Source organism: Nocardia panacis, from assembly GCF_003598715.1.
Lineage (GTDB): Bacteria > Actinomycetota > Actinomycetes > Mycobacteriales > Mycobacteriaceae > Nocardia > Nocardia panacis.
Genome location: NZ_QZFU01000055.1, coordinates 213821 through 237638, shown reverse-complemented (window position 1 = coordinate 237638; position 23818 = coordinate 213821). Strand labels below are relative to the sequence as shown.

Genomic DNA, 23818 nt, shown 5'->3' with positions numbered 1-23818 from the left:
GTGGAGCGCGCACTGTGGGTGGGCGGCCTGGTGATCGTTTTCGCAGGGCTGCTCTTTCTGATGTTCATGGGTTGGCGCAATCGCGCCCGCCGCCAGGTGGATGCCATCGGCGAACTGCCCACCGTACCCGCCGAATTGGGGGCGCAATTGCTCGAACCCACCACCGGCCTCTACCTCGGCAGCACCATCGCGCCGAGTTGGCAGGACCGAATCGCGGTGGGGGACCTCGGGTTTCGCGCGACGGCCGAATTGACCCGGTTCGAGCGCGGCATTCTGCTCGAACGCGACGGCGCGGCGGCGATCTGGATTCCACGCGAATCCATCTCCGCCGTGCGCACCGAGCGCGGGCACGCGGGCAAGGTGATGACGGAAAATGGTGTGCTGGTAATTCGCTGGAAGCTGCCGACCGGAACCGAGATCGACACCGGATTCCGCGGTGACGACAAAACGGTGTACCCGGCCTGGGTCGCGGCCCAGCCCAGCACGACGACGGGAGAAGACGAAGCATGACGCACAGCGCCGCCGCCCTGGTGCTGGAGGACGGCCGGGTATTCCGCGGCTCCGCCTTCGGCACGCAGGGGCAAACGCTCGGTGAGGCGGTGTTCTGCACCGCGATGACCGGCTACCAGGAGACCCTGACCGATCCCAGCTACCACCGGCAGATCGTGGTGGCCGCCGCCCCGCAGATCGGCAATACCGGCTGGAACGACGAGGACGACGAATCCCAGCGCATCTGGGTGGCCGGATACGCCGTGCGCGATCCGTCACGTCGCGCCTCCAACTGGCGCGCCAACTCCACCCTGCAGGATCAGTTGGTCGCCCAGCACGTCGTCGGTATCGCGGGGATCGACACCCGCGCCGCAGTGCGGCACCTGCGCACCCGCGGCTCCATGAAGGCGGGCATCTTCTCCGGCGCGGCCCTGGCCGAGGTGGACGAGCTGCTGGCCCGCGTCAACGGTCAGCCCTCGATGCTGGGCGCGGATCTGGCCGAAGAGGTCAGCACCGGCGGCCTCTACACCATCGACCCGGTGGGCGAGCGCCGTTTCACCGTGGTCGCGGTCGACCTGGGCATCAAGACCAACACCCCGCGCATGTTCGCCGAACGCGGTATGCGGGTGCACGTGGTCCCGTCCAACACCTCGCTCGACCAGATCCTCGAGCTGAACCCGGACGGCGTCTTCCTGTCCAACGGTCCGGGCGACCCGGCCACCCAGGACGGCGCGGTCGAACTGACCAAGGGTGTGCTCGGTCGCGGCCTGCCGCTGTTCGGCATCTGCTTCGGCAACCAGATCCTGGGTCGCGCGCTCGGACGCGGCACCTACAAGATGAAATTCGGCCACCGCGGCATCAATATCCCGGTCGTCGAGCAGCAGACCGGCCGGATCTCCATCACCGCGCAGAACCACGGCTTCGCGCTCGAGGGCGAGGCGGGCGAGCAGTTCGACACCCCTTACGGCCGCGCCGAGGTCAGCCACGTCTGCGCCAATGACGGCACCGTCGAGGGTGTGCGCCTGGTCGACGGACGCGCCTTCTCCGTGCAGTACCACCCGGAGGCCGCCGCCGGACCCCACGACGCCGCCTATCTTTTCGACCGCTTCGCCGGTCTCATGGAGGGATCCTGATGCCACGCCGCGCTGATCTACACCACATCCTGGTCATCGGCTCGGGTCCGATCGTCATCGGCCAGGCCTGCGAATTCGACTACTCCGGCACCCAGGCATGCCGGGTGCTGCGCGCCGAGGGCCTGCGGGTCTCGCTGGTCAATTCCAATCCGGCCACCATCATGACCGACCCGGAATTCGCCGATGCCACCTACGTGGAGCCGATCACTCCCGAATTCGTCGAGAAGGTCATCGAGAAGGAACGCCCCGACGCGATCCTGGCCACCCTCGGCGGGCAGACCGCGCTGAATACGGCGGTCGCCCTGCACGAGCGCGGCATCCTGGAGAAGTACGGCGTCGAACTGATCGGCGCGGACTTCGAAGCCATCCAGCGCGGCGAGGACCGGCAGAAGTTCAAGGACATCGTGGCCAAGGTGGGCGGCGAGAGTGCCCGCTCCCGCGTGTGTTTCACCATGGACGAGGTGCGCGACACGGTCACCGAACTCGGCTTCCCGGTCGTCGTGCGGCCCAGCTTCACCATGGGCGGTCTCGGTTCGGGTATGGCCTACAACCACGACGACCTGGACCGCATCGCGGGCGGCGGCCTGGCCGCCTCGCCGACGGCGAATGTGCTCATCGAGGAGTCCATCCTCGGCTGGAAGGAATACGAGCTCGAGCTCATGCGCGACGGCCGCGACAATGTCGTGGTGGTCTGCTCGATCGAGAACGTGGACCCGATGGGTGTGCACACCGGCGATTCGGTGACCGTCGCCCCCGCCATGACCCTCACCGACCGGGAGTACCAGAAGCTGCGCGATCTGGGCATCGCCATTCTGCGCGAGGTCGGCGTGGACACCGGCGGCTGCAATATCCAGTTCGCGGTCGACCCGAAGGACGGGCGGCTCATCGTCATCGAGATGAATCCGCGCGTGTCGCGCTCCTCCGCGCTGGCCTCCAAGGCGACGGGCTTCCCGATCGCGAAGATCGCCGCCAAACTGGCCATCGGCTACACCCTCGACGAGATCGTCAACGACATCACCAAGGAAACCCCGGCCTGTTTCGAGCCGACGCTCGACTACGTCGTGGTCAAGGCCCCGCGTTTCGCGTTCGAGAAGTTCCCCGGCGCGGACCAGACACTGACCACGACCATGAAATCGGTCGGCGAGGCCATGTCGCTGGGCCGCAATTTCTCCGAGGCCCTCGGCAAGGTGCTGCGCTCGCTGGAGACCAAGGCCGCGAGCTTCTGGACCGTCGCCGACGGACCGTGGGCGCCCGCGAATCCCGATGACCCGCAGTCGGTGTCGGAGGCCATCGCCGCCATCCTGGCCGATCTGAAGGTGCCCACCGAGGGGCGGATCTATCAGGTGGAGCGGGCGCTGCGCTACGGCGCGGGCATCGAGGAGGTGGCCGCCGCCTCCGGGATCGATCCGTGGTTCGTCGCCGAGGTGGCGGGGCTGGTCGAATTGCGCGCCGAGGTCATGGCGGCCCCGGTGCTGGACGAGCCGCTGCTGCGGCGGGCCAAGCATCACGGCCTGTCCGATCGTCAGATCGCCGCGCTGCGACCGGAACTCGCGGGCGAGACGGGGGTGCGCGCACTGCGGCACCGGCTCGGCGTGCGCCCGGTCTTCAAGACCGTCGACACCTGCGCCGCCGAATTCGAGGCCAAGACGCCGTACCACTATTCGGCCTACGAACTGGATCCGGCCGCCGAATCCGAGGTCGCGCCGCAGCGCGACCGCGCGAAGGTCCTCATCCTGGGATCGGGTCCGAACCGGATCGGTCAGGGCATCGAATTCGACTACTCGTGCGTGCATGCGGCACAGACCCTGTCGCAGGCCGGATACGAGACGGTCATGATCAACTGCAATCCCGAGACCGTGTCCACCGACTACGACACCGCCGACCGTCTCTACTTCGAACCGCTCACCTTCGAGGATGTGCTCGAGGTCTATCACGCGGAAACCGAATCCGGTTCGGTGGCGGGCGTTATCGTGCAGCTCGGCGGTCAGACCCCGCTGGGTCTGGCGCAGCGGCTGACCGAGGCGGGCGTCCCGGTGGTCGGCACCAGCGCCGCCGCCATCGACCTGGCCGAGGACCGGGGCGAATTCGGCGATGTGCTGGTCGCGGCCGGACTGCCCGCGCCCAAGTACGGCACCGCCACCACCTTCGAGCAGGCGCGCAAGATCGCCGCGACCATCGGCTACCCGGTGCTGGTGCGGCCGTCCTATGTGCTCGGCGGGCGCGGTATGGAGATCGTCTACGACGAGACCTCCCTGGAGGGCTACATCACCCGCGCCACCGAACTCAGCCCGGAGCATCCGGTGCTGGTGGACCGCTTCCTCGAGGATGCCATCGAGATCGATGTCGACGCGCTGTGCGACGGCGCCGAGGTTTACCTCGGCGGCGTGATGGAGCACATCGAGGAGGCGGGTATCCACTCCGGCGACTCGGCGTGCGCGCTGCCGCCGATCACCTTGGGCCGCAGCGATATCGAGGCGGTGCGCCGCTCCACCGCGGCCCTGGCGAAGGGGATCGGGGTCAAGGGTCTGCTCAATGTGCAGTACGCCCTGAAGGACGATGTCCTCTACGTGCTGGAGGCCAATCCGCGCGCCAGCCGCACCGTGCCGTTCGTCTCCAAGGCCACCGCCGTGCCGCTGGCCAAGGCCGCCGCGCGGATCATGTTGGGCGCGAGCATCGCCGAACTCCGCGCGGAGGGCATGCTGCCCGCCGAGGGCGATGGCGGCCATGTCGCGCTGGACGCGCCGGTCGCGGTCAAGGAGGCGGTGCTCCCGTTCCACCGGTTCCGTCGGGCCGACGGCAGCGGCGTCGACTCGCTGCTGTCCCCGGAGATGAAGTCGACCGGCGAGGTGATGGGTATCGACGCCGATTTCGGCACCGCCTTCGCCAAGAGCCAGTCCGCGGCCTACGGTTCGCTGCCCACCGAGGGCACGGTCTTCGTCTCCATCGCCAATCGCGACAAGCGGGCCATGGTGTTCCCGGTCAAGCGGCTGCACGATCTGGGCTTCCGCATCCTGGCCACCGAGGGCACCGCGGAAATGCTGCGCCGCAACGGAATCCCGTGCGAGCAGGTGCGCAAGCACTCCGATCCGGAGCCGGGCGCCGCGTCGGAGCAGACCCTGCCCTCGATTGTGGAGCAGATCCGCGACGGCGAGGTGGACATGGTGTTCAACACCCCCTACGGGAATTCCGGTCCGCGCGTGGACGGCTACGAGATCCGCACCGCCGCGGTCGCCACGAATATCCCGTGCATCACCACGGTGCAGGGCGCGGCGGCCGCCGTCCAGGGCATCGAGGCCACCATCAACGGCGGTATCGGGGTGCGCTCGCTGCAGGAACTGCATTCGGTGCTGCGTGGCTGACCAGACGCGACTCCAGGAGCGAGAGGGGACGGCCGTGCACACCTTCGGTCACCGATTGCGCCGCGCCATGCGGCATTTCGGGCCGCTGTGCGTCGGTATCGACCCGCATCCCGCGCTGCTGCGGGCCTGGGGTCTCAACGCCGATGTCGACGGTCTGGAGACTTTCGCCGAGATCTGCGTCGAGGCGTTCGACGGGCAGGTGGCCTTGGTCAAACCGCAGGTCGCCTTTTTCGAGACCTACGGCTCCGGCGGGATCGCGGTGCTCGAGCGCACCATCGGGGTGCTGCGCGGCTCGGGCACGCTGGTGCTGGCCGATGCCAAGCGCGGCGATATCGGGTCGACCATGGACGCCTACGCGCACGCCTGGCTCGGTGACGGGCCGCTGGGCGCGGACGCGGTGACGGTCTCGCCGTACCTCGGTTTCGGCGCGCTGGCCCCGGCCCTCGATCTCGCCGCAGCCAACCGGCGCGGGGTCTTCGTGCTGGCCGCCACCTCGAATCCCGAAGGGGCGCAGGTGCAGCGGGCGCTGGTCGACGGTCGCGCGGTGGCGCAGGCCATGGTCGACGCGGCGGCCGAACGCAATGCGGGAGCCGAGTTCGGCGCGGTCGGCGTGGTGGTCGGCGCGACGCTGACCGACGCGCCCGACATGTCGCGGCTCAATGGGCCCGTGCTCATGCCGGGCGTGGGTGCGCAGGGCGGCGGACCGGAATCGATCCGGGCGCTGCTGCCCGAGTCGATGTTCCACGCGGCTGTGCCGAATGTCGCACGCGAGGTGCTCGGGGCCGGACCGGAGGTGCCCGCGCTGCGGGCCAAGGTCGCCGAATTGCAGGATGTGTTCGGCTTCCTTCAGCACTGATTCGGCAGCTTTCCCTCGGCCCGCGCCGCCTCGGTGCGGGCCGATTTCGTTACCGCGTCGTCACCGGGGCGTCGGAACGTCCGTTCGATGCCCCGGTAAGGCCCCTGGATGCCCCGCTGCGCCCTTTTTCGGCCGCACAGGTGTTCGGATGACGGCAGCGATAGTGCGACTGCCCGAATCGATCGCCACGGTATCGGCCGTCAAGGCGTCGCGTCGCCCGCCGACCGCAGCACCCGATGGCGAGCAGCACCGGACGCGGTCATGTGATGGCCCAGTTGCGCCATCGCGTGAATTCGAGCTACCCGAGCCGCCGCGGTGTGCGCCCACCTATCGCCAGGCGCGGGAAATCGCCACGAGAATTTTGGACCGGGAACTGGGACCGCCGAATCCGGCAACCGTGTCGAATCACTCGAAATACCCTCCGCCGCAAGCGTTCCCCCCGTCGAATGTGTCCTGCGACACGCGAACGGCGGGTGCGACACGCGGGGAATTTCGAGAAACTTCCAGGTCGCGACCGCACCCGGTTGCCCGACCGGTGCCCGCTCCCGCCGCAACCGCTCCGCAAACGGGGGAGACGGGTGAAAACTCCCTGCTGAGGCGGCATTTCGCGATTTCGGCGGTACTATCGCCGCAGCGATCGGGTCCGCGTGCGGATCCGGCCCACCGCCCCGGTACGCCATGCGGAATCATGCGCTGACCTGGGGGGTGGGTTCGCAATCGGCGATCGTCGTGGGTACGGTCGCTGAGACTGCCGGGTTACTGGCAGGAGTTGATGCAATGAACGATGAGACGGAGGAACCGTGGCCCTTCCCCAGCTGACTGACGAGCAGCGCGCCGCTGCTTTGGAGAAGGCGGCTGCCGCTCGCCGCGCTCGGGCGGAGCTCAAGGAGCGCTTGAAGCGTGGCGGCACCAACCTGAAGCAGGTGCTCACCGATGCCGAGACCGATGAGATTCTCGGCAAGATGAAGGTGTCGGCGCTGCTCGAGGCCCTGCCGAAGGTGGGCAAGGTCAAGGCGGCGGAGATCATGACGGAGCTGGAGATCGCCCCCACCCGGCGGCTGCGGGGTCTGGGCGATCGGCAGCGCAAAGCGCTGCTCAAGCGCTTCGACTTCGACGCTTCCTGACAGAGGTGGTCGAACACACGCGGAAGGGTCGGCTGGTAGTTCTGGTCGGCCCCTCGGCCGTGGGTAAGTCCACGGTCGTTCGGTGCGTGCGGGAACGCCTGCCCGAACTGGTTTTCAGCGTGTCGGCAACGACGCGGGCGCCGCGGCCCGGTGAGGTCGACGGCCGCGACTACCACTTCGTGGCCCGCGAGCGCTTCGACGCCATGATCGCGGCGGGCGAACTGCTCGAATGGGCCGATATCCACGGCGGACTGCAACGCTCCGGAACCCCCGCACAACCGGTGCGGGCCGCCCTGTCCAAGGGCAAACCGGTCCTGATCGAGGTGGACCTCAACGGCGCCCGCTCGATTCGCGCGGCCATCCCGGAGGCCATGCTGGTCTTCCTGGCCCCGCCCAGCTGGGACGAGCTGGTGGCCAGGCTCACCGGCCGCGGCACCGAATCGCCCGAGGTCATCGCCCGTCGCCTGGAGACCGCGCGGATCGAATTGGCGGCATGTGACGAGTTCGACACGGTCATCGTGAACGACGAGGTGACCAGCGCCTGTGAGCAGTTGGTATCGTTGTTCGTTAGCACAAATTCGAATTCGTGAACCCTCCCACCCTGCAGGAGCCCCCCTAGTGAGCAGTACGGACACCAAAACCGCGCCCGCATACGACACGCCGATCGGCCTGACCAACCCGCCGATCGACGAGCTGCTCGAGCGCACCTCGTCCAAGTACGCCCTGGTCATCTACGCCGCCAAGCGGGCCCGCCAGATCAACGACTACTACAACCAGCTCGGCGACGGCATCCTCGAATACGTCGGCCCGCTGGTCGAGCCGGGTCTGCAGGAGAAGCCGCTGTCGGTGGCCATGCGCGAGATCCACTCCGACCTGCTCGAGCACTCCGAAGGCGAGTGAGTCCGGTCCGGCGGTGACCATATTTTCCAGCCTGGAGGCGCTGTGACAACCAAGGGCGCCCAAGGCGCGGCGACAAAAAAGGACGCAGCGGCCGCAGTGGCATCCCCGAGAATCGTGGTCGGCGTGAGCGGTGGCATCGCCGCCTACAAGGCGTGTTCGCTGGTCCGCCGGTTCACCGAGACCGGACACCGGGTGCGGGTCATCCCCACCGAGTCGGCGCTGCAATTCGTCGGCAAGGCCACCTTCGAGGCGCTGTCGGGCAATCCGGTGCACACCGAGGTGTTCGCCGATGTGCCCGAGGTGCCGCATGTCCGGCTGGGCCAGGAGGCGGACCTGTTGGTCATCGCCCCCGCCACCGCCGACCTGATGGCGCGGGCCGCGCAGGGCCGCGCCGACGATCTGCTCACCGCCACCCTGCTGACGGCCCGATGTCCGGTGCTGTTCGCTCCGGCCATGCACACCGAGATGTGGGAGCATCCGGCGACGCGGGCCAATGTGGCGACGCTGCGCGAGCGCGGCGCGATCGTCATGGAACCCGCCTCCGGTCGGCTCACCGGCACCGACACCGGTCCGGGTCGACTGCCCGAACCCGAGGAGATCTTCGGGTTGGCCGCGCTGCTGCTCGAGCGGTCCGACGCCGTTCCGCGCGATCTCGAGGGTCGCCGCGTCGTCATCACGGCGGGCGGCACCAGGGAGCCGCTGGATCCGGTGCGCTTCCTCGGCAACCGCAGTTCCGGCAAGCAGGGTTACGCCCTGGCCAGAGTGGCGGCCCAGCGCGGCGCGCTGGTGACGCTCATCGCGGGCAACACCATCGAGATGGCCGCCCCCGCCGCCGTCGATCTGGTGCACATCACCACCGCCGAGCAGTTGAAGACGGCGGTCGACAAGCATTCCGTCGGCGCGGACGCGGTGATCATGGCGGCCGCGGTGGCCGATTTCCGGCCCACCAATGTGGCCGCCGCCAAGATCAAAAAGGGTGCGGGCGAACCCACTTCGATCGAGCTCACCAAAACCGACGACATCCTGGCCGGTCTGGTGCAGGCGCGTCGGGACGGTCAGCTACCCGGCACCGCCATTGTCGGTTTCGCCGCCGAAACGGGCGACGAGCACGGCGACGTGCTCACCCATGCCCGCGCCAAACTGGCCCGCAAGGGCTGCGACCTACTGGTGGTCAATGCCGTCGGTGAGGGCAAGGCGTTCGAGGTCGACACCAACGACGGCTGGCTGCTCGGCGCGGACGGCGCCGAACACGCGCTCGATCACGGGTCGAAGGCGCTGCTGGCGTCGCGAGTGCTCGACGCGCTTGGGCCGCTGCTGCGGTGAGATTCCGGTCGGCCGCGCGCTGAGATCGCGCACCGGTCGATTTGCCCGACGTGTCGCAACCCTCGCGCGGACGTACTGTCTGGGATAGTGGCTCGCCGATGGTCCGCCGGGTCCAGGGTTTGGATAGTCTGATTCGAAGGGTGTGCGAGGTCGTCCCAGCACGATACTGTCGCAGCCGAATACGAGTAACCCGTTGAGGGAGAGGGAAATACTGTGGGTACGACTGGCAGCCGCCTATTCACCAGTGAGTCCGTGACCGAGGGTCATCCGGACAAGATCTGTGACGCCATCAGCGATTCCATCCTCGACGCGTTGCTCGCGGCGGATCCGCGCAGCCGAGTCGCGGTCGAGACCATGGTCACCACCGGTCAGGTGCATGTGGCCGGGGAGGTCACCACCTCCGCCTACGCCGATATCCCGAAAATAGTCCGGGAAAAGGTGCTCGAGATCGGATACGACTCCTCGGCAAAGGGTTTCGACGGCAATTCCTGCGGCGTGAATATCGCCATCGGCGCGCAGTCGCCGGATATCGCCCAGGGCGTGGATGTCTCGCACGAGGCGCGGGTCGGCGGTTCGGACGACGAGATCGAGCAGCAGGGCGCGGGCGACCAGGGCCTGATGTTCGGCTACGCCACCACCGACACCCCCGAGCTGATGCCGCTGCCGATCGCGCTGGCACATCGGCTCTCGCGTCGGCTCACCGAGGTCCGCAAGTCGGGTGTGCTGCCCTACCTGCGGCCCGACGGCAAGACGCAGGTCACCATCGAGTACGCGGGTGATCGTCCGGTCCGGTTGGACACGGTGGTGATCTCCACCCAGCACGCCGCCGATATCGATCTGGAGAATCTGCTGACGCCCGATATCCGGGAAAAGGTGGTCGATTCGGTGCTGGCCGAACTCGATCTGCCCACGCTCGATATCGCGAATGTGCGGCTGCTGGTCAATCCGACCGGCAAGTTCGTCCTCGGCGGCCCGATGGGTGACGCGGGCCTGACCGGCCGCAAGATCATCGTCGACACCTACGGCGGGATGGCCCGCCACGGCGGCGGCGCGTTCTCCGGCAAAGACCCGTCGAAGGTGGACCGCTCGGCCGCCTACGCCATGCGCTGGGTCGCCAAGAATGTCGTCGCGGCCGGTCTCGCGGACCGGGTCGAGGTTCAGGTGGCCTACGCCATCGGCAAGGCGGCCCCGGTCGGCCTGTTCGTGGAGACCTTCGGCACCGAGAAGGTCGATCCGACCAAGATCTCCACCGCCATCTCCGAGGTGTTCGATCTGCGTCCCGGCGCGATCATCCGCGACCTGGACCTGCTGCGTCCCATCTACGCGCCGACCGCGGCCTACGGCCACTTCGGCCGCACCGATGTCGACCTGCCCTGGGAGCACACCGACCGCGCCGACAAGCTGCGCGCGGCCGTCGGCCTCTAAGGTCCGCGTGACAGCGGAGTCCGCCGACCCCGCCCCGGAGCCGAAATCGCCGGGGCACAACGCAATACCGAACGCGACCGCAGCGGGACACCCCATCGCACGGGTGCTCCCGCTGCTCGCGCCCGCGCACCTGGACCGGGATTTCGACTATCTGGTCCCCCCTGAATTCGACGAGATCGCCCAACCCGGAGTTCGGGTCCGCGTCCGTTTCGCGGGCCGTCTGGTCGACGGCTACCTGCTGGAGCGCCGCACCCACTCCGACCACATCGGCAAACTCGTGCCCCTGGATCGCGTCACCTCGCCCGAACGCGTCCTCACGCCGGAGATCCTGGATCTCACCAACGCCGTCGCCGCCCGGTACGCGGGCACCCGCGCGGATGTGCTGCGACTGGCCATTCCGCCCCGGCACGCGCGCACCGAATCCGGCGGCGTCAAGAAATCCGCAGCGGCGCCGGAGGATTCGGCCGAGGCGCCGTCCGCGTCGGACAGTGCGGACACTGAATCGCGATTCGATGAGACAGTTGGGGAGACAACCCCTACCCGCACCCCTGGTCAAGTGGGATTTAGTCCGGAGGACCCAGTGGGGGTGCGGAATCTCGAGGAGATCATCGGGGCCGAGGGGATCTCGGCTTGGGGGCGCTACGCGCACGGCGCGGCCTTCGTCGGCGCGCTGGGGGAGGGGCGCGGCGTGCGGGCGGCCTGGCAGGCGTTGCCGGGTGAGAACTGGGCGCGGCGACTCGCGGAACTGGCGGCGGTGGTGGCGGCGCAGGGGCGCAGCGCCATCCTGCTGGTGCCCGATCAGCGGGATCTGGCCGCGGTCTTGGCGGAATGCGTTCGGCTGGTCGGGGATTCGGCCGTGGGACTGTCGGCCGGGCTCGGACCCGCGGCCCGTTACCGGCGCTGGCTCGCGGTGCTGCGGGGGTCGGCGCGGGTGGTGGTCGGCACCCGCAGCACCGTCTTCGCGCCCGCGCGCGATCTCGGATTGATCGCCCTCTGGGACGACGGTGACGACACCTACGCCGAACCGCGCGCACCCTATCCGCACGCCCGCGAGGTGGCCATGTTGCGGGCGCACGACTCCGGCGCGGCCTTCGTGGCGGCGGGATTCGCGCGCACCGCCGAGATCCAGGCGGTGGTGGAATCCGGTTGGGCGCACGATCTCGTCGCGGAGCGGTCGGTGCTGCGCAAGGCCGCGCCGAGGATCAGCGCGCCGGGCGATTCCGACGCGGCCTTGGAACGCGACCCCATCGCCCGCGCCATCCGGATTCCAGGGGTCGCGTTCGCGGCGGCGCGGGCGGCGTTGAAAGAGGGTGCGCCCGTTCTGGTGCAGGTGCCGCGTCGCGGGTACATACCGGCGCTGGCCTGCGCGAAGTGTCGCACACCCGCCCGCTGCCGCCACTGCAACGGCCCGCTCGCCCTACCGGAGGGAAATGGCGAAAGGGCGCACAGCCCGAGTTGCCGATGGTGCGGGATCACCGAGAGTGCTTTCCGCTGCGGTTCCTGCGGTTCGCGGGTGCTGCGCGCGGTGGTCATCGGCGCGGTGCGCACGGCCGAGGAACTGGGCCGCGCCTTTCCCGGCGTGCCGATCCGGGGTTCGGGCGGCGGCACGGTGCTCGATACGGTCGAACCCGGTCCCCAAGTGGTGGTGGCCACCGTCGGCGCCGAGCCGAATGTCCCCGGCGGCTATGGACTCGCGCTACTGCTCGACGGTTGGGCGCTGCTCGGCCGCGCCGACCTGCGCGCCGCCGAGGACGCGCTGCGTCGCTGGCTGTCGGCGGCGGCCCTGGTCCGCGCGCGCGGCCAGGTGATCGTGATGGCCGAGCCCACGATTGCGACCGTTCAGGCGCTGTTGCGCTGGGATCCGGTCGGTCACGCCGCCGCCGAACTCGCCGCCCGCGCCGAGGTCGGCTTCCCGCCTGCCGTTCGGCTGGCCGCGATCGACGGCACCACCGATTCCATCGCCGAATTACTCTCCGCCGCAACCCTTCCCGCAGCCGTCGACATCCTCGGCCCGGTCCCGCTGCCGCCGGGCGCGCGCAAACCGTTCAGCGGCGACACCCCGGCCGAGGTGGTGCGCACCATCCTGCGCACCGATCGACGCGCGGGCGCGGGGTTGGCGCGCGCCCTCGTCGCGGCGCAGGCGATCCGCAGCACACACCGCTCCGACGCGCCGCTGCGCGTCCAGATCGATCCGGTGGATATCGGCTGAACACCGGTGCTTTCGGCAGCCGTCGGAGCGCACCCCAATAATTTAACTGTCCAATCAGTTAATGTTAGACTCCGGGCATGGCCAGGACCGTTGATCCGAATCGCGTCGCCGAGCGACGGGAGGCGATCGTGCGCGCGGCGGGTGTCCTGTTCGCCGAGCACGGCTACGAGGGCACCACGGCCGCGCAGATCGCGCGCGCGGCCGGGCTGAGTTCGGCGAGCGTCTTCTACTACTTCGCCGACAAGGCCGCGGTGTTCCGGGCGATCTTCGAATCCTCGATACCCGAGCACGCGGAAATGCTCGCCCGCCACCGGGATCGCGAGGACTGCGCGGCCGCCATCGTCGATATCGCCGAGACGCTCGCGGCCGAGGTGCTCGATCCGTCCGCGCCCGGCCTCATGGTGGAACTGCTGCGTCGCATGGATCACGATCCCGCGCTGACCGAGATCGTGCTCGAAGATGCCCGGCGCAGCGCCGAGGTCATCGCCGAACTGTTGCGCCGCGGTATGGCGGACGGGCAATTCGAGCCCGGCTTCGCGCCCGAGCGGTTCGCGCGTTGGATTCTCGCGATCGTGGACGCGGCCTTCCTCAACTGTGATCCGGCCGATCCGCAGGATCCGCGCCCGCTCGTGCGGGCGACCATATGCCGTTTGCTCTGCCCGCTTGGAATGGAGGCTCGATGACCACCCCGTCCGCGTCGACCAAAGTGCGCATGTCCTGGCTTTGGGATGTCCTGATCACCCTCGCGGGTCTGGTGATTGGCGTGATCGTCGGTTTCCTGGTGCCGGTGCTCGGCGACTGGGCGACCAACACCGTGCACATCGTGCCCGGCCCGCTGAAGGTCGCGATGAATCTGCCCCCGGCCTGGGTGGTTCCCGTCTGTTCGATTCTGGGCCTGATCGGCGGTCTGCTCATTTCCGATATCGCGCGCAAGGAGAGTCTGAAGCTCGATATCGCCGCCGATCACGTGGAGTTGTCCCAGGAGGGCCGCGAGCGTTTCGTGCCGCGCGCCGAGGTGGCCGAGGTCTTCCGCGAGGGCAAGGAACTGGTGCTGATCGACCGTGCCGGTGCGCGACTGGCCCGTTTCAAGGCCGATGACCTGAACGCGGGCGCGATCGAGGCGGGCTTCCGCGAGCACGGCTATCCCTGGCGCGCGGAGGACGACCCGTACGCATCGCACTACACCCGCTGGATCGACGGCAAACCCGATGTGGACGACGAGATCCACCGGCTGCTGCGCGCCCGTCGTCACGCCCGCGGCGCGGACAAGAAGGTCGCCGAACTGGGCGAAATCGATGCCCAACTGCTCGAACGCGGTATCGATGCGCGCGACCGCGACGACGAGCAGCAGATCCGCAGGTTCGGCCCGGCTGCTCCGATGGAGCGCCGGTCGGCACCTGCACCCCGGCGCGAGGATCGGTTCGAATAGCCGCTAGGCAGTCGATGACAGGGCCGAGTGGAGCGATTGCTCCGCTCGGCCTCTCTCGTCGCCCATGCCGACGATCAGGTCCACCGAGGCGGGCAGCAGGATATCGGTGATCGCCCGGTCGCCCGCTCCGAAGTAGCCCGCGAGTTCGAGCATGACCACACCGTGGGTGAGCGCCCAGATCCGCCCCGCCAGATCGAGGACGGAACTATCGCCGTGCAGGCGTCCCGCGGCGATCATGCGTTCGACGATCTCGGTCAACTGGGCGAAGGTGGCGTCGCCCGGAATGCCCTGCGTCGTGATGTCGATATCCGTATCGCAGCCGTTCCACGGCGGGGTCAGCCCGAACATCAACCGGTAGCGCTGCGGGTTGGCCATGGCGTAGTCGCGGTAGGCCATGCCCATGCGGAAGAAGTCGGCGACCGGATCGTCGCTGCGTTCCGCGGCGGCCAGCGCCGCGCCGAAGCGGGTGAGCGCCTCGGCGACGACGGACTGCATGAGTCCGCCCATCCCGTTGAAGTGGGTGTAGACGGCCATGGTGGACGCGCCCACCTCGGCCGCGATCCGCCGCGCCTGCAGTGCCTCGGGACCGTATTGCTCCAACAGTCGTATCCCGGCCTCGATCAACCGATCTCGGGTGCCGACATTGGCTTCCCTCGGGCCTCGATTCATCATTGTCCTACCTCCATAACAAGGTTATCCTAGTCCCTATAACACTGTTATGAACCGAGGGAAGCCATGAGCAATCGGTATCTCGAGGGCGGTTTCGCCCCGATCGACAAGGAATTCACGCTGACCGACCTGACGGTCACCGGCGCCATCCCCGACTATCTGGACGGCCGCTACCTGCGCAACGGCCCCAACCCCATCGGCGACCTGGACCCGGAGCTCTACCACTGGTTCGGGGGCGACGGAATGGTGCACGGCATCCGCATCGCCGACGGAAAGGCGCACTGGTACCGCAATCGCTGGGTGCGCGGCCCGATCACCTCCATGGCCCTCGACGAGCAGCCCGTGGTCACGGGCTTGCCCGGTGTCTTCGGGGTGGGCGCCAACACCAATGTCGTCGGGCACGCCGGGAAGACGCTGGCGCTGATGGAAGGCGGCGGCCCCGTCTACGAACTGTCCGAAGAACTCGACACCGTCGGCGTGTGCGATTTCGACGGCACCCTCTCCGGCGGCTACACCGCCCATCCCAAGCGTGATCCCGAAACCGGCGAGCTGCACGCGGTGTCCTATTCGTTTGGTCGCGGAAACACGGTGCAGTACACCGTGATCGGCGCGGACGGCCGCGCGCGGCGCGCGTTGGATATCGAGGTCACCGGTTCACCGATGATGCACGACTTCTCGCTCACCGAGCGGCACGTCATCCTCTACGACCTGCCGGTCACCTTCGACACCGGTTTGATCGCCGAGCGCATTCCGGTGCCCAGACTGCTGCGGCTGCCCGCGCGTCTGTTGCTGTCGGCACTGATCGGTCGGGTAAAGATTCCGGCGCCGCGCGCCGGTGCACCGACCAAACCCCCGCGCGACCGCAGGCTGCCCTACCGGTGGAATCCGAAGTATCCGGCCCGCGTCGGCGTGCTCCCGCGCGATGGCGGCGCCGGGGACGTGCGCTGGTTCGAGATCGAACCCTGCTATGTCTTCCACCCGATGAATGCCTACGACGACGGCGACACCGTGGTCCTGGATGTGGTGCGTCACCCGAAGATGTTCGACACCTCCCCCCTCGGCCCGAATGAAGGCGCGCCGACGCTGGATCGCTGGGTGGTCGACCTGGCCGCGGGCAAGGTGCGTCAGTCCCGGTTGCACGACTTCCCGCAGGAGTTCCCGCGCGTCGACGAGCGTTTGGTCGGGCGGCGGCATCGCTACGGCTACGCGGCGGGTGTTGGGGCGGGCCTGTCCGGGAATTCGACGGTGCTCAAGCACGACGTGCTCGGCGGCGGCAGTGTCGAGCGTTCGCTCGGTTCCGGGAAAGAGGTGGGGGAGTTCATCTTTCATCCTTCCGCGCCCGACGCCGCCGAGGACGACGGCGTGCTCATGGGCTTCGTCTACGACCGGGCGGCCGATCGCAGCGATCTGATGCTGCTCGACGCGGGCACGTTGGAGACGGTGGCCGCCATTCATCTGCCGCACCGGGTGCCCACCGGATTCCACGGGAACTGGGTGCCTGCTGCCTCCTGATTCACCCGGACCCTTGCGTTCGATCTATTGTCGATATATCGTCGATAGCATGATTAGAACACGAAGGCCCGAGGAGGCACCTATGGAATACGCAGAACAGCGCGACTTCGGTCGGCGCGGCCGCCGGAACCGAGACCATCTGGCTCGGCACCGGCACGGCCGCGGCGGCTTCGGCCCGGAATTCGGCCCCGGCTTCGGTCCCGGTTTCGGCCCGCACTTCGGCCGCGGCCGCGGCCGCGGCGGACGAGGCAGGCGCGGGGACGTGCGGGCGGCGATCCTGCTGCTGCTCGCCGAGCGCCCCATGCACGGCTACGAACTCATCCAGCGGATCCGCGAGCGCAGCAACGACATCTGGCGGCCGAGCCCCGGCTCGATCTACCCGGCGCTGTCCCAACTCGAGGACGAGGGCCTGTTGGTCATCGAGAAGGTGTCCGGTCGCAAAACGGCCCAATTGACCGAGGCGGGCACCCAATACCTGGCGAATCATCGCGAGGAATTGGGCGATCCGTGGGCCGAGATCACCGAGGACGTCGGCGCACAGGCCATCGATCTTCGCGGACTCGTCGGCCAGTTGATGGGCGCGGTCGCGCAGGTGGCCGCTGCGGGCACACCCGAGCAGGCCACGAAAGCGGCCGAGGTGCTCACCGAGGCGCGCCGCTCCCTTTACCGGATTCTCGCCGAGGACGACACCCCCGAGAATTGAGGGCGTCGAAAGAGCCTTATCGAGTACCCATTTCGGGCTATGGCGCTACATTATTGGTGCCATGCGACAAATGGGTGGCACCCGAGGTTGGGGCGTCTCACAATTCCGAAGAACCTCACAATTCCGAAGAACGCTGATGGCATGCGCGTTGGCCGGAGTCCTGATCGGCTCCGGCGCGACGCAGGCCACTGCGGCGCCGGAGGGCTATCACCCGCCCGACGTCCCCACCAACGCCGCCCCCGCCCAGTCCGATCATCTCGCGGCCGCGGTCTACACCAAGACCCACCCGCAGGCAGTTCCGGCGGGCACCAATGATTTCGGATGCAAACCCACCGCCGAACACCCCAGGCCCGTCATCCTCGCGCACGGCACCGATTCCAGCGTCTACTCCGACTGGTCCGGGATCGCACCCCAACTCACCGCCGACGGACTCTGCGTCTTCGCGCTGAACTACGGCGGCGCGAGCGCCAACGCGAAGACCTACGGCACCGAGCACATGCAGCTCAGCGGCTATCAACTCGGCGAATTCGTGGACCGGGTGCTCGCCGCCACCGGCGCCGCCAAGGTCGACCTGGTCGGATTCTCCCAGGGAGCCAACGTCACCCGGCTCTACATCAACAAACTCGGCGGTGCGCCGAAGGTCGACCAATGGATCGGCCTGGCCTCACCCACCTACGGCGGCGTGATGTACGGACTGGTCCCGGTGGTGCAGGCCATACCCGGCGGTCTCGACGCGTTCGAGAAGGCGACCTCCACCGCCGCCGTCGAACAGGCGCAGGACTCGCCGGTCATGAAGGACCTCAACGCGGGCGGTGACACCGTGCCCGGCGTGCGTTACATCACCGTCGGCAGCAAGGTCGACGAGATGATCCAGCCGTTCAGCAATATCGCGCTGCGCGGTCCCGGCGCGCAGAACATCGCCCTGCAGGACCTGTGCCCGGAGGATCTGACCGGACACTTCAATATGGTCTTCGACCCCTTCATCCAGCAGCTCACCCTGCAGTTGCTGGATCCGAGCGCACCCAAACCGGTGTGCAAACCCGTCGCGCTGGGCACCGGCATTCCGCAGGTGATCATCGCCGGACATTCCTGATCCACAAGCCGGGCGGCCGGACGGGGGAGCATTGACACCCCGTCCGGACCGCACCCGAGTTCTACCAGTTTTCCGGGGGAGGGTCCGGGCGATCCGGTCGGATGGTGGCGTCTCACTAGAATGAGACGACCGCATACGTCCGTCTCCGGGGAGTTCACCGTGACCATTCAGCCCGTCCGCCTCTTCGGCGATCCAGTTCTGCGCGCCCGCGCCGACGAGGTCACCGAGTTCAACCGCGAGCTGCGGCAGTTGGTCACCGACCTCACCGACACCATGCGCGACGACGGCGGCGCGGGAATGGCCGCGCCGCAGATCGGGGTCGGGCTGCGGGTTTTCGTCTACGACGCCGACGGCGCGCAGGGCTACCTGATCAATCCGACCTACGAGGTCATCGGGACCAAGGAGCAGGTCGGTATCGAGGGCTGCCTGTCCATACCCGACCTGTTCTACGACACCACGCGGGCGCTACGGGTGCGAGCCAAGGGTGTCGATGTCGACGGCGCGCCGGTCGCATTCGAGGCCGAAGGCTACCTGGCCCGCTGCATCCAGCACGAGACCGACCATCTCGACGGCGTGCTGTTCATCGACCGGCTCGACCCGGCCGCGCGCAAGCAGGCCATGCGCGCCATCCGCGAGTCGGACTGGTTCACCGCGGGCATCACTGTGCGCGAGTCGCGCGCGGTCGGCGCGCGGAAACGGAGCCGCTGATGCGGATAGTCTTCGCGGGCACCCCCGATCCGGCGGTGCCCTCGCTGCGTCGGCTCATCGCCTCGCCGCGACACGAGGTGATCGCCGTGCTCACCCGCCCCGACGCCGTCTCCGGCCGGGGCCGCAAAGTGCACCGGTCCCCTGTCGGGCAGGTCGCCGACGAGCACGGCATCCCGGTGCTCACCCCGCGCCGCCCTTCCGAACCCGAATTCGTCGAGCAGCTCACCGAATTGGCTCCCGACTGCTGCCCGGTCGTCGCCTACGGCGCGCTGCTGCCGAGCACCGTGCTCGACATCCCCCGCCACGGCTGGATCAACCTGCACTTCTCCCTGCTCCCCGCCTGGCGCGGCGCGGCCCCCGTCCAAGCCGCCATCGACGCGGGGGACGAGATCACCGGCGCGTCGACCTTCCGCATCGAGACCGGCCTGGACACCGGCCCGGTATTCGGTGTGGTCACCGAGCGGATCGCCGTCGCCGACACCTCGGGCACACTGCTGGACCGCCTCGCCGAATCCGGCGCCCACCTCCTGGAATCCACCCTCGACGGCGTCGCGGCGGGCACCCTGCAGGCCATCCCGCAGCCCGCCGACGGAATCTCCTACGCGCCCAAGGTGAATCCCGAGGACGGCCACATCCGCTGGAATCAACCCGCCCTCGCCATCTCCCGCCGCGTGCGCGCCGTCACCCCGGCCCCCGGCGCCTGGACCGAGATCTGCGGCGCCCGCCTCAAACTCGGCCCGGTCGACATGATCGAGGAAACCCTCCCGGCACGCGCCATCGATATCCGCAAATCCGGCGTCTACATCGGCACCGCCACCACCGCCGTCCGCCTCACCCACGTTCAACCCCAGGGCAAACGCATGATGCCCGCCCTCGACTGGGCCAGAGGCGCCCGCCTGGAACCCGGCGCGACCGTCGAATAACCCCGCAACCCATCCCCTTCCCTGAATCCACGAAAGCGAGACAGTATGGCCGACCGGCGAAACCCGAACCGAGGCACCGGCGACAATCGACGGGAGCCCGGACGCGGTGCCGCCGGTACCCGAGGCGCCAATAGTGCCGGAGGGCAGCGCCGCGCCTCCATCGACGGCGGATGGATGGCGCGTGCCGAACGCGATGCCAAGGCCGCGAAGTCCGGGGCGGGCGACGATGCGGGACGAGGCGACGGAGGTCGGCGCGAATTCAGCCGAGGAGATCAACCATCACGCGGCGGTAGCACCCGGCGTGAGTACGGCCGGGGAGACCAGCCGTCTCGCGGTGGCAGTGCTCGGCGTGAGTTCGGCCGAGGGGACCAGCCGTCTCGCGGAACCGACAGCGCCCGCCGCGATTCCGATCGTGGCGGCAGTTCCGCCGGATGGTCGAGGCGCGCCGAGCAAGAAGGGCCGAGGCGGACCCAGCAAGAAGGCTCGCGGCGATTCGAAGGTTCGGGAGAACGCTCCACAGGTCGTGGCGCCATCGGGCGCGACGGCGAGAGTTCATCTCGTCGGGGCTACACAAGCGGCGAGTCCGCAGGTCGTAGCGCGGCAAGGCGCGAGGCGGGCGGAACTCTGTCCTCATCCCGTCGGGAATATGCGAGCGGCGAGTCCAGCCGCCGACCTGCCGCGAATGATGATGCGCCCGCGAAGTATTCGAGCGGCCGGCGCAGTGGCCCAGCAGCACAGCGTGATTCGGGCTCGAAGCGGTCCGGGAGGGGTGACGCGGGCGGCGCTTCTTCCTCGGGCCGTCGGGACTACGCGAGCGGTGAGTCCGGCCGCCGCCGACCCGCCGCGAATGATGATGCGCAGCGACGCAGCGGTGCGGCAGCGCAACGTGATTCGCAACGACCGACCGACAGCGATTCCGGCGCGAGTCGGGCGAGCGCTCGAGCTACAACGAAAGCCGGCGTGCGGCAACGGAAAGGCGCCGGCGTCGATCAGGTGCGCGAAGCAGCACGCGATGTGTTGCGAGCCGTGCGGGAACGCGACGCCTACGCCAACCTGATCCTGCCCGGACTGCTGCGGGAACGGCGGATCGAAGGCCGGGATGCGGCGCTGGCCACCGAATTGGCCTACGGCGCTTCTCGGTCGATCGGACTGCTGGACGCGGTGATCGCGGCGGGCGCGGGTCGTCCGGTCGAGGAGATCGATGGGCCGCTGCTGGATGTGCTGCGCCTCGGCGTCTACCAGCTGTTGCGGACCCGGATCGGGGCGCATGCCGCGGTCGATACGTCCGTGGCGATGGCGCGGGCCGAATTCGGCGCCGGGAAAGCCGGATTCGTGAACGCGGTGCTGCGGCGGGCGGGGGAGCGTTCGGCGCAGGAATGGGTCGAGCGGCTCGCGCCGCAGGATCCGGTGGGGCGGTTGGCCTTCGAGCACGCGCATCCGGTGTGGATCGCGCAGGCGTTCGCCGATGCGCTCGGCGCGCGGGCGGGTGAACTGGGCGAGGCGCTGGCCGCCGACGATGCCCGCCCCCTGGTGCATCTGGTGGCGCGGCCCGGCGAGATCACCGCCGAGGAATTGGCGTTGGTGACCGGCGGTGAAGAGGGTCGCTGGTCGCCCTACGCCGTCTATCTGGAGGGCGGCGATCCGGGCAAACTCGAGCCGGTCCGCGAGGGTATGGCCGCCGTCCAGGACGAGGGCAGTCAGCTCGTCGCGCTGGCGCTCACCAGGGCGCCGCTGCTCGGTGCGGACACCGGCCGCTGGCTGGACCTGTGCGCGGGTCCCGGTGGCAAGGCCGCGCTGCTCGGCGCGCTCGCGGCGATCGACGGTTTCCGTCTCGATGCCGTCGAGCCCGCCGAACACCGCGCCGAACTGGTTCGCAAGGCCACCCACGACCTTCCGGTCGACGTGCACGTCGCCGATGGTCGCGAATCCGGCCTCACCCCCGGTTACGACCGAATCCTGGTCGACGCCCCCTGCACCGGCCTCGGCGCGCTGCGTCGCAGGCCGGAGGCCCGCTGGCGGCGCACCCCGGCCGATGTCGCCGACCTGGTCCGCCTGCAACGCGAATTGCTTTCCGCCGCATGGGATCTGCTCCGCCCCGGCGGCGTCCTGCTCTACTCCACCTGCTCCCCGCACCTGGCGGAGACGGTCTCGGTCGTCGCCGACGCGGTGCGCCGCACCGGAGCCGAGGAACTCGACACCCGCGACTATCTCCCCGGCGTCACCGATCTCGGCGACGGCCCCTCGGCCCAACTCTGGCCGCATCGCCACGGCACCGACGCCATGTTCGTCGCCGCCCTCCGCAAACCACTGGCCTGAGCAACAGGCGACATTCGTCCAAGGCAGGTCCGCCGCGCTGCGGCAGACTTGCCCTATGGCGGTGACCTGGCAGGATGTGGTGGCTCTCGCGACGGAACTCCCCGGCGTCGAGGAGTCGACCTGGTTTCGGAGTCCGGCGCTGATTGCACTACGACGGCTATCCGATGATCCTCATTGATCTGGATCGGATAGCGCCGGAGCAGTTGCGGGAAATGCTCGATGCCGCCTGGTGGTTGCCGGCCCCGCCGAAGGTGCGCAGGCTGCGGGAATGATTCACTCGCGGCGCGATTGCTCCCGCAGCCGCGCCAGGGTTTTGGACAGAATGCGCGACACATGCATCTGCGAGATACCCATCTGCTGGGCGATCTGGGTCTGGGTCATGGATTCGAAGAAGCGCATGGTGAGGATGCGCCGCTCCCGCTCCGGCAGCCCGGCCAGCAGCGGGCGGATCGCCACATACTCCTCGACCCGATCGAACTGGGACTCCTCCTCGCCGAGGGTGTCGAGCAGTGACGCCTCGGAATCCCGTCCGGCCGAGGCGGCGTCGATGGAACCGGGCTGATAGGCATTGCCCGCGATGACGGCCTGGGTCACCTCGTCGGGTTCGACGCCCAGTTCGGCGGCGATCTCCTTGGCGGTGGGGGAGCGGCCCAGGGATTGCGAGAGCGCGTCGATGGCCGCGCCGATCCGCAGATGGGTCTCCTTGACCCGGCGCGGCACCCGCATGGCCCAGGTGTTGTCGCGGAAGTAGCGGCGAACCTCGCCCATGATGGTCGGCACCGCGAAAGACAGGAAATTGGAACCGCGTTCGATATCGAAGCGGTCCACCGCGTGCACCAATCCGACCCGCGCGACCTGGGTCAGATCGTCGAATGGTTCGCCGCGCCCGCTGAATTTGCGGGCGATGTGATCGGCCAGCGGTAGGCACCGGTTGATCAGCTCCGCCCGCACGGCGCTGTGATCGCCCGAACCGGCCTGCGCCGCCCTGAGTTTCGTGAACAGCGCGCCGACATCGTCGTAGCCGGGCACCGATGCGGCGGCTGCCAGCGTCTCGGATTCCTCGACAGCTTCTTCGACTGCCTCCTCGGCGGTTTCCTGCTCGGTCTCCTCGGGTGGATCCGGTTCGGGCACGCTGTCCTTCGGGTCCGTCACTACGCCTTCCCCCGGACCCGCCGGAACTCCACCGTCGTCGGAAAGCCGGAGACCGTCGGATCGTAGGGCTGCTGCGTGGCGTACACCTCGTTGGTGAGGGTGCGCAGCACATGCCAGCCGAAGCTGCGCTGATCGGGTAGGCCCTCGACCGCCGCGATACCGTCGGCGCGCAACAGCAATTCCTTCTCGCCCACCGTGAAACGGCAGTGTAGGAAGGTGCCCGGCACGGCGACCGCGATCAGTGTTGAGCACACCTCGTCGACCGCGAGCCGGATGTCGGCGACCTCGTCCAGTGTGAAATCGCTGAGTAGCACCAGGGTTTCGGCCAGGCCGCGCGCTATGGGCAGCTGACTCACCGCCGCGGCCACCCTGATCTCCACCGGGGTGCTGTAAAGCCCCTGTTCCGCCGATATGTTGATCACTCTATGCAGGCTACCCACTCGCGACCGGTGACAACCCCCGCTACCGATAGACTGCCGCGATGTGTCCAGCCTG

At 68.6% G+C, this 23818-nt stretch carries 21 protein-coding genes; 18 read left to right on the top strand and 3 right to left on the bottom strand.

From position 1 onward, the window contains the following. The 12 genes from D5S18_RS33535 (at position 1) to D5S18_RS33480 (ending at position 14247) form a co-directional block, all read left to right on the top strand. Positions 1 to 510: a PH-like domain-containing protein gene (locus D5S18_RS33535; protein ID WP_120045146.1), complete on the top strand. Its 510-nt coding sequence runs from the start codon at positions 1 to 3 to the stop codon at positions 508 to 510. Beyond that, a complete protein-coding gene (gene carA / locus D5S18_RS33530) occupies positions 507 to 1622 on the top strand; it encodes a glutamine-hydrolyzing carbamoyl-phosphate synthase small subunit (RefSeq protein ID WP_120045145.1) in 1116 nt (371 codons plus the stop codon). Before D5S18_RS33535 ends, carA begins: the two co-directional genes overlap by 4 nt. Next, on the top strand, positions 1622 to 4981 hold the full coding sequence (gene carB, locus D5S18_RS33525) for a carbamoyl-phosphate synthase large subunit (RefSeq protein WP_120045144.1): 3360 nt from the start codon (positions 1622 to 1624) through the stop codon (positions 4979 to 4981). Before carA ends, carB begins: the two co-directional genes overlap by 1 nt. 34 nt (positions 4982 to 5015) lie before the next feature. Continuing rightward, positions 5016 to 5837 (top strand): orotidine-5'-phosphate decarboxylase, encoded by an 822-nt coding sequence (pyrF, locus tag D5S18_RS33520; protein WP_120045276.1) that lies wholly within the window; start codon positions 5016 to 5018, stop codon positions 5835 to 5837. Between the two features lie 800 nt (positions 5838 to 6637). Next, on the top strand, positions 6638 to 6961 hold the full coding sequence (gene mihF, locus D5S18_RS33515; RefSeq protein WP_120045143.1) for an integration host factor, actinobacterial type: 324 nt from the start codon (positions 6638 to 6640) through the stop codon (positions 6959 to 6961). A 5-nt stretch (positions 6962 to 6966) separates the two neighbouring features. Next, on the top strand, positions 6967 to 7551 hold the full coding sequence (gmk, locus tag D5S18_RS33510; protein ID WP_120045142.1) for a guanylate kinase: 585 nt from the start codon (positions 6967 to 6969) through the stop codon (positions 7549 to 7551). A 28-nt stretch (positions 7552 to 7579) separates the two neighbouring features. Next, positions 7580 to 7861 (top strand): DNA-directed RNA polymerase subunit omega, encoded by a 282-nt coding sequence (gene rpoZ / locus D5S18_RS33505; RefSeq protein ID WP_120045141.1) that lies wholly within the window; start codon positions 7580 to 7582, stop codon positions 7859 to 7861. A gap of 96 nt (positions 7862 to 7957) precedes the next feature. Beyond that, a complete protein-coding gene (coaBC, locus tag D5S18_RS33500; RefSeq protein WP_120045140.1) occupies positions 7958 to 9184 on the top strand; it encodes a bifunctional phosphopantothenoylcysteine decarboxylase/phosphopantothenate--cysteine ligase CoaBC in 1227 nt (408 codons plus the stop codon). Between the two features lie 213 nt (positions 9185 to 9397). Further along, complete coding sequence (metK, locus tag D5S18_RS33495; protein ID WP_120045139.1) at positions 9398 to 10609, top strand: methionine adenosyltransferase; 1212 nt, start codon at positions 9398 to 9400, stop codon at positions 10607 to 10609. Between the two features lie 64 nt (positions 10610 to 10673). Continuing rightward, entirely contained in the window at positions 10674 to 12818 is a 2145-nt protein-coding gene (locus D5S18_RS33490; RefSeq protein ID WP_239004184.1) for a primosomal protein N', read from the top strand. Positions 12819 to 12895: 77 nt separating this feature from the next. After that, on the top strand, positions 12896 to 13501 hold the full coding sequence (locus tag D5S18_RS33485) for a TetR/AcrR family transcriptional regulator (RefSeq protein ID WP_120045137.1): 606 nt from the start codon (positions 12896 to 12898) through the stop codon (positions 13499 to 13501). Beyond that, the gene (locus tag D5S18_RS33480; RefSeq protein WP_120045136.1) at positions 13498 to 14247 is read left to right on the top strand and encodes a YqeB family protein; all 750 of its coding nucleotides are present in this window, start codon (positions 13498 to 13500) and stop codon (positions 14245 to 14247) included. Before D5S18_RS33485 ends, D5S18_RS33480 begins: the two co-directional genes overlap by 4 nt. A 3-nt stretch (positions 14248 to 14250) precedes the next feature. On the opposite strand, the gene D5S18_RS33475 is transcribed toward D5S18_RS33480, so the two are convergent. Next, the gene (locus D5S18_RS33475) at positions 14251 to 14919 is read right to left on the bottom strand and encodes a TetR/AcrR family transcriptional regulator (RefSeq protein WP_239004171.1); all 669 of its coding nucleotides are present in this window, start codon (positions 14917 to 14919) and stop codon (positions 14251 to 14253) included. A 63-nt stretch (positions 14920 to 14982) separates the two neighbouring features. On the opposite strand from D5S18_RS33475, the gene D5S18_RS33470 reads away from it, so the two are divergent. The 6 genes from D5S18_RS33470 (at position 14983) to D5S18_RS33445 (ending at position 22171) form a co-directional block, all read left to right on the top strand. Beyond that, positions 14983 to 16428, top strand: a complete 1446-nt coding sequence (locus tag D5S18_RS33470) for a carotenoid oxygenase family protein (RefSeq protein ID WP_120045135.1) — start codon at positions 14983 to 14985, stop codon at positions 16426 to 16428. 82 nt (positions 16429 to 16510) lie between these two features. Further along, entirely contained in the window at positions 16511 to 17131 is a 621-nt protein-coding gene (locus D5S18_RS33465; RefSeq protein WP_120045134.1) for a PadR family transcriptional regulator, read from the top strand. Between the two features lie 136 nt (positions 17132 to 17267). Next, positions 17268 to 18224: an esterase/lipase family protein gene (locus D5S18_RS33460; RefSeq protein WP_120045133.1), complete on the top strand. Its 957-nt coding sequence runs from the start codon at positions 17268 to 17270 to the stop codon at positions 18222 to 18224. A 159-nt stretch (positions 18225 to 18383) separates the two neighbouring features. Beyond that, positions 18384 to 18932 carry a peptide deformylase gene (gene def / locus D5S18_RS33455; RefSeq protein WP_120045274.1) on the top strand — a complete coding sequence of 183 codons (549 nt, stop codon included), beginning with the start codon at positions 18384 to 18386 and terminating at the stop codon, positions 18930 to 18932. After that, positions 18932 to 19855, top strand: coding sequence for a methionyl-tRNA formyltransferase (fmt, locus tag D5S18_RS33450; protein ID WP_120045132.1), 924 nt, complete (start codon positions 18932 to 18934; stop codon positions 19853 to 19855). Before def ends, fmt begins: the two co-directional genes overlap by 1 nt. A gap of 960 nt (positions 19856 to 20815) precedes the next feature. Continuing rightward, positions 20816 to 22171, top strand: coding sequence for an RsmB/NOP family class I SAM-dependent RNA methyltransferase (locus D5S18_RS33445; protein WP_120045131.1), 1356 nt, complete (start codon positions 20816 to 20818; stop codon positions 22169 to 22171). A gap of 273 nt (positions 22172 to 22444) precedes the next feature. Here the strand turns inward: D5S18_RS33445 and D5S18_RS33435 are convergent, their stop codons facing one another. After that, positions 22445 to 23323, bottom strand: coding sequence for an RNA polymerase sigma factor SigF (locus tag D5S18_RS33435; RefSeq protein ID WP_439651206.1), 879 nt, complete (start codon positions 23321 to 23323; stop codon positions 22445 to 22447). Then, positions 23323 to 23745, bottom strand: a complete 423-nt coding sequence (locus D5S18_RS33430; protein WP_120045130.1) for an anti-sigma factor — start codon at positions 23743 to 23745, stop codon at positions 23323 to 23325. Before D5S18_RS33430 ends, D5S18_RS33435 begins: the two co-directional genes overlap by 1 nt. Between the last annotated feature and the right edge of the window lie 73 nt (positions 23746 to 23818).

What these genes read in the sequence shown, in the direction of transcription:
- carA (WP_120045145.1), top strand. Translation starts at nt 507, where the DNA reads ATGACGCACAGCGCCGCCGCCCTGGTGCTGGAGGACGGCCGGGTATTC.
- D5S18_RS33470 (WP_120045135.1), top strand. Translation starts at nt 14,983, where the DNA reads ATGAGCAATCGGTATCTCGAGGGCGGTTTCGCCCCGATCGACAAGGAA.
- D5S18_RS33475 (WP_239004171.1), bottom strand. Translation starts at nt 14,919, where the DNA reads ATGATGAATCGAGGCCCGAGGGAAGCCAATGTCGGCACCCGAGATCGG.
- D5S18_RS33460 (WP_120045133.1), top strand. Translation starts at nt 17,268, where the DNA reads ATGGCATGCGCGTTGGCCGGAGTCCTGATCGGCTCCGGCGCGACGCAG.
- carB (WP_120045144.1), top strand. Translation starts at nt 1,622, where the DNA reads ATGCCACGCCGCGCTGATCTACACCACATCCTGGTCATCGGCTCGGGT.
- D5S18_RS33485 (WP_120045137.1), top strand. Translation starts at nt 12,896, where the DNA reads ATGGCCAGGACCGTTGATCCGAATCGCGTCGCCGAGCGACGGGAGGCG.
- D5S18_RS33480 (WP_120045136.1), top strand. Translation starts at nt 13,498, where the DNA reads ATGACCACCCCGTCCGCGTCGACCAAAGTGCGCATGTCCTGGCTTTGG.
- D5S18_RS33465 (WP_120045134.1), top strand. Translation starts at nt 16,511, where the DNA reads ATGGAATACGCAGAACAGCGCGACTTCGGTCGGCGCGGCCGCCGGAAC.
- fmt (WP_120045132.1), top strand. Translation starts at nt 18,932, where the DNA reads ATGCGGATAGTCTTCGCGGGCACCCCCGATCCGGCGGTGCCCTCGCTG.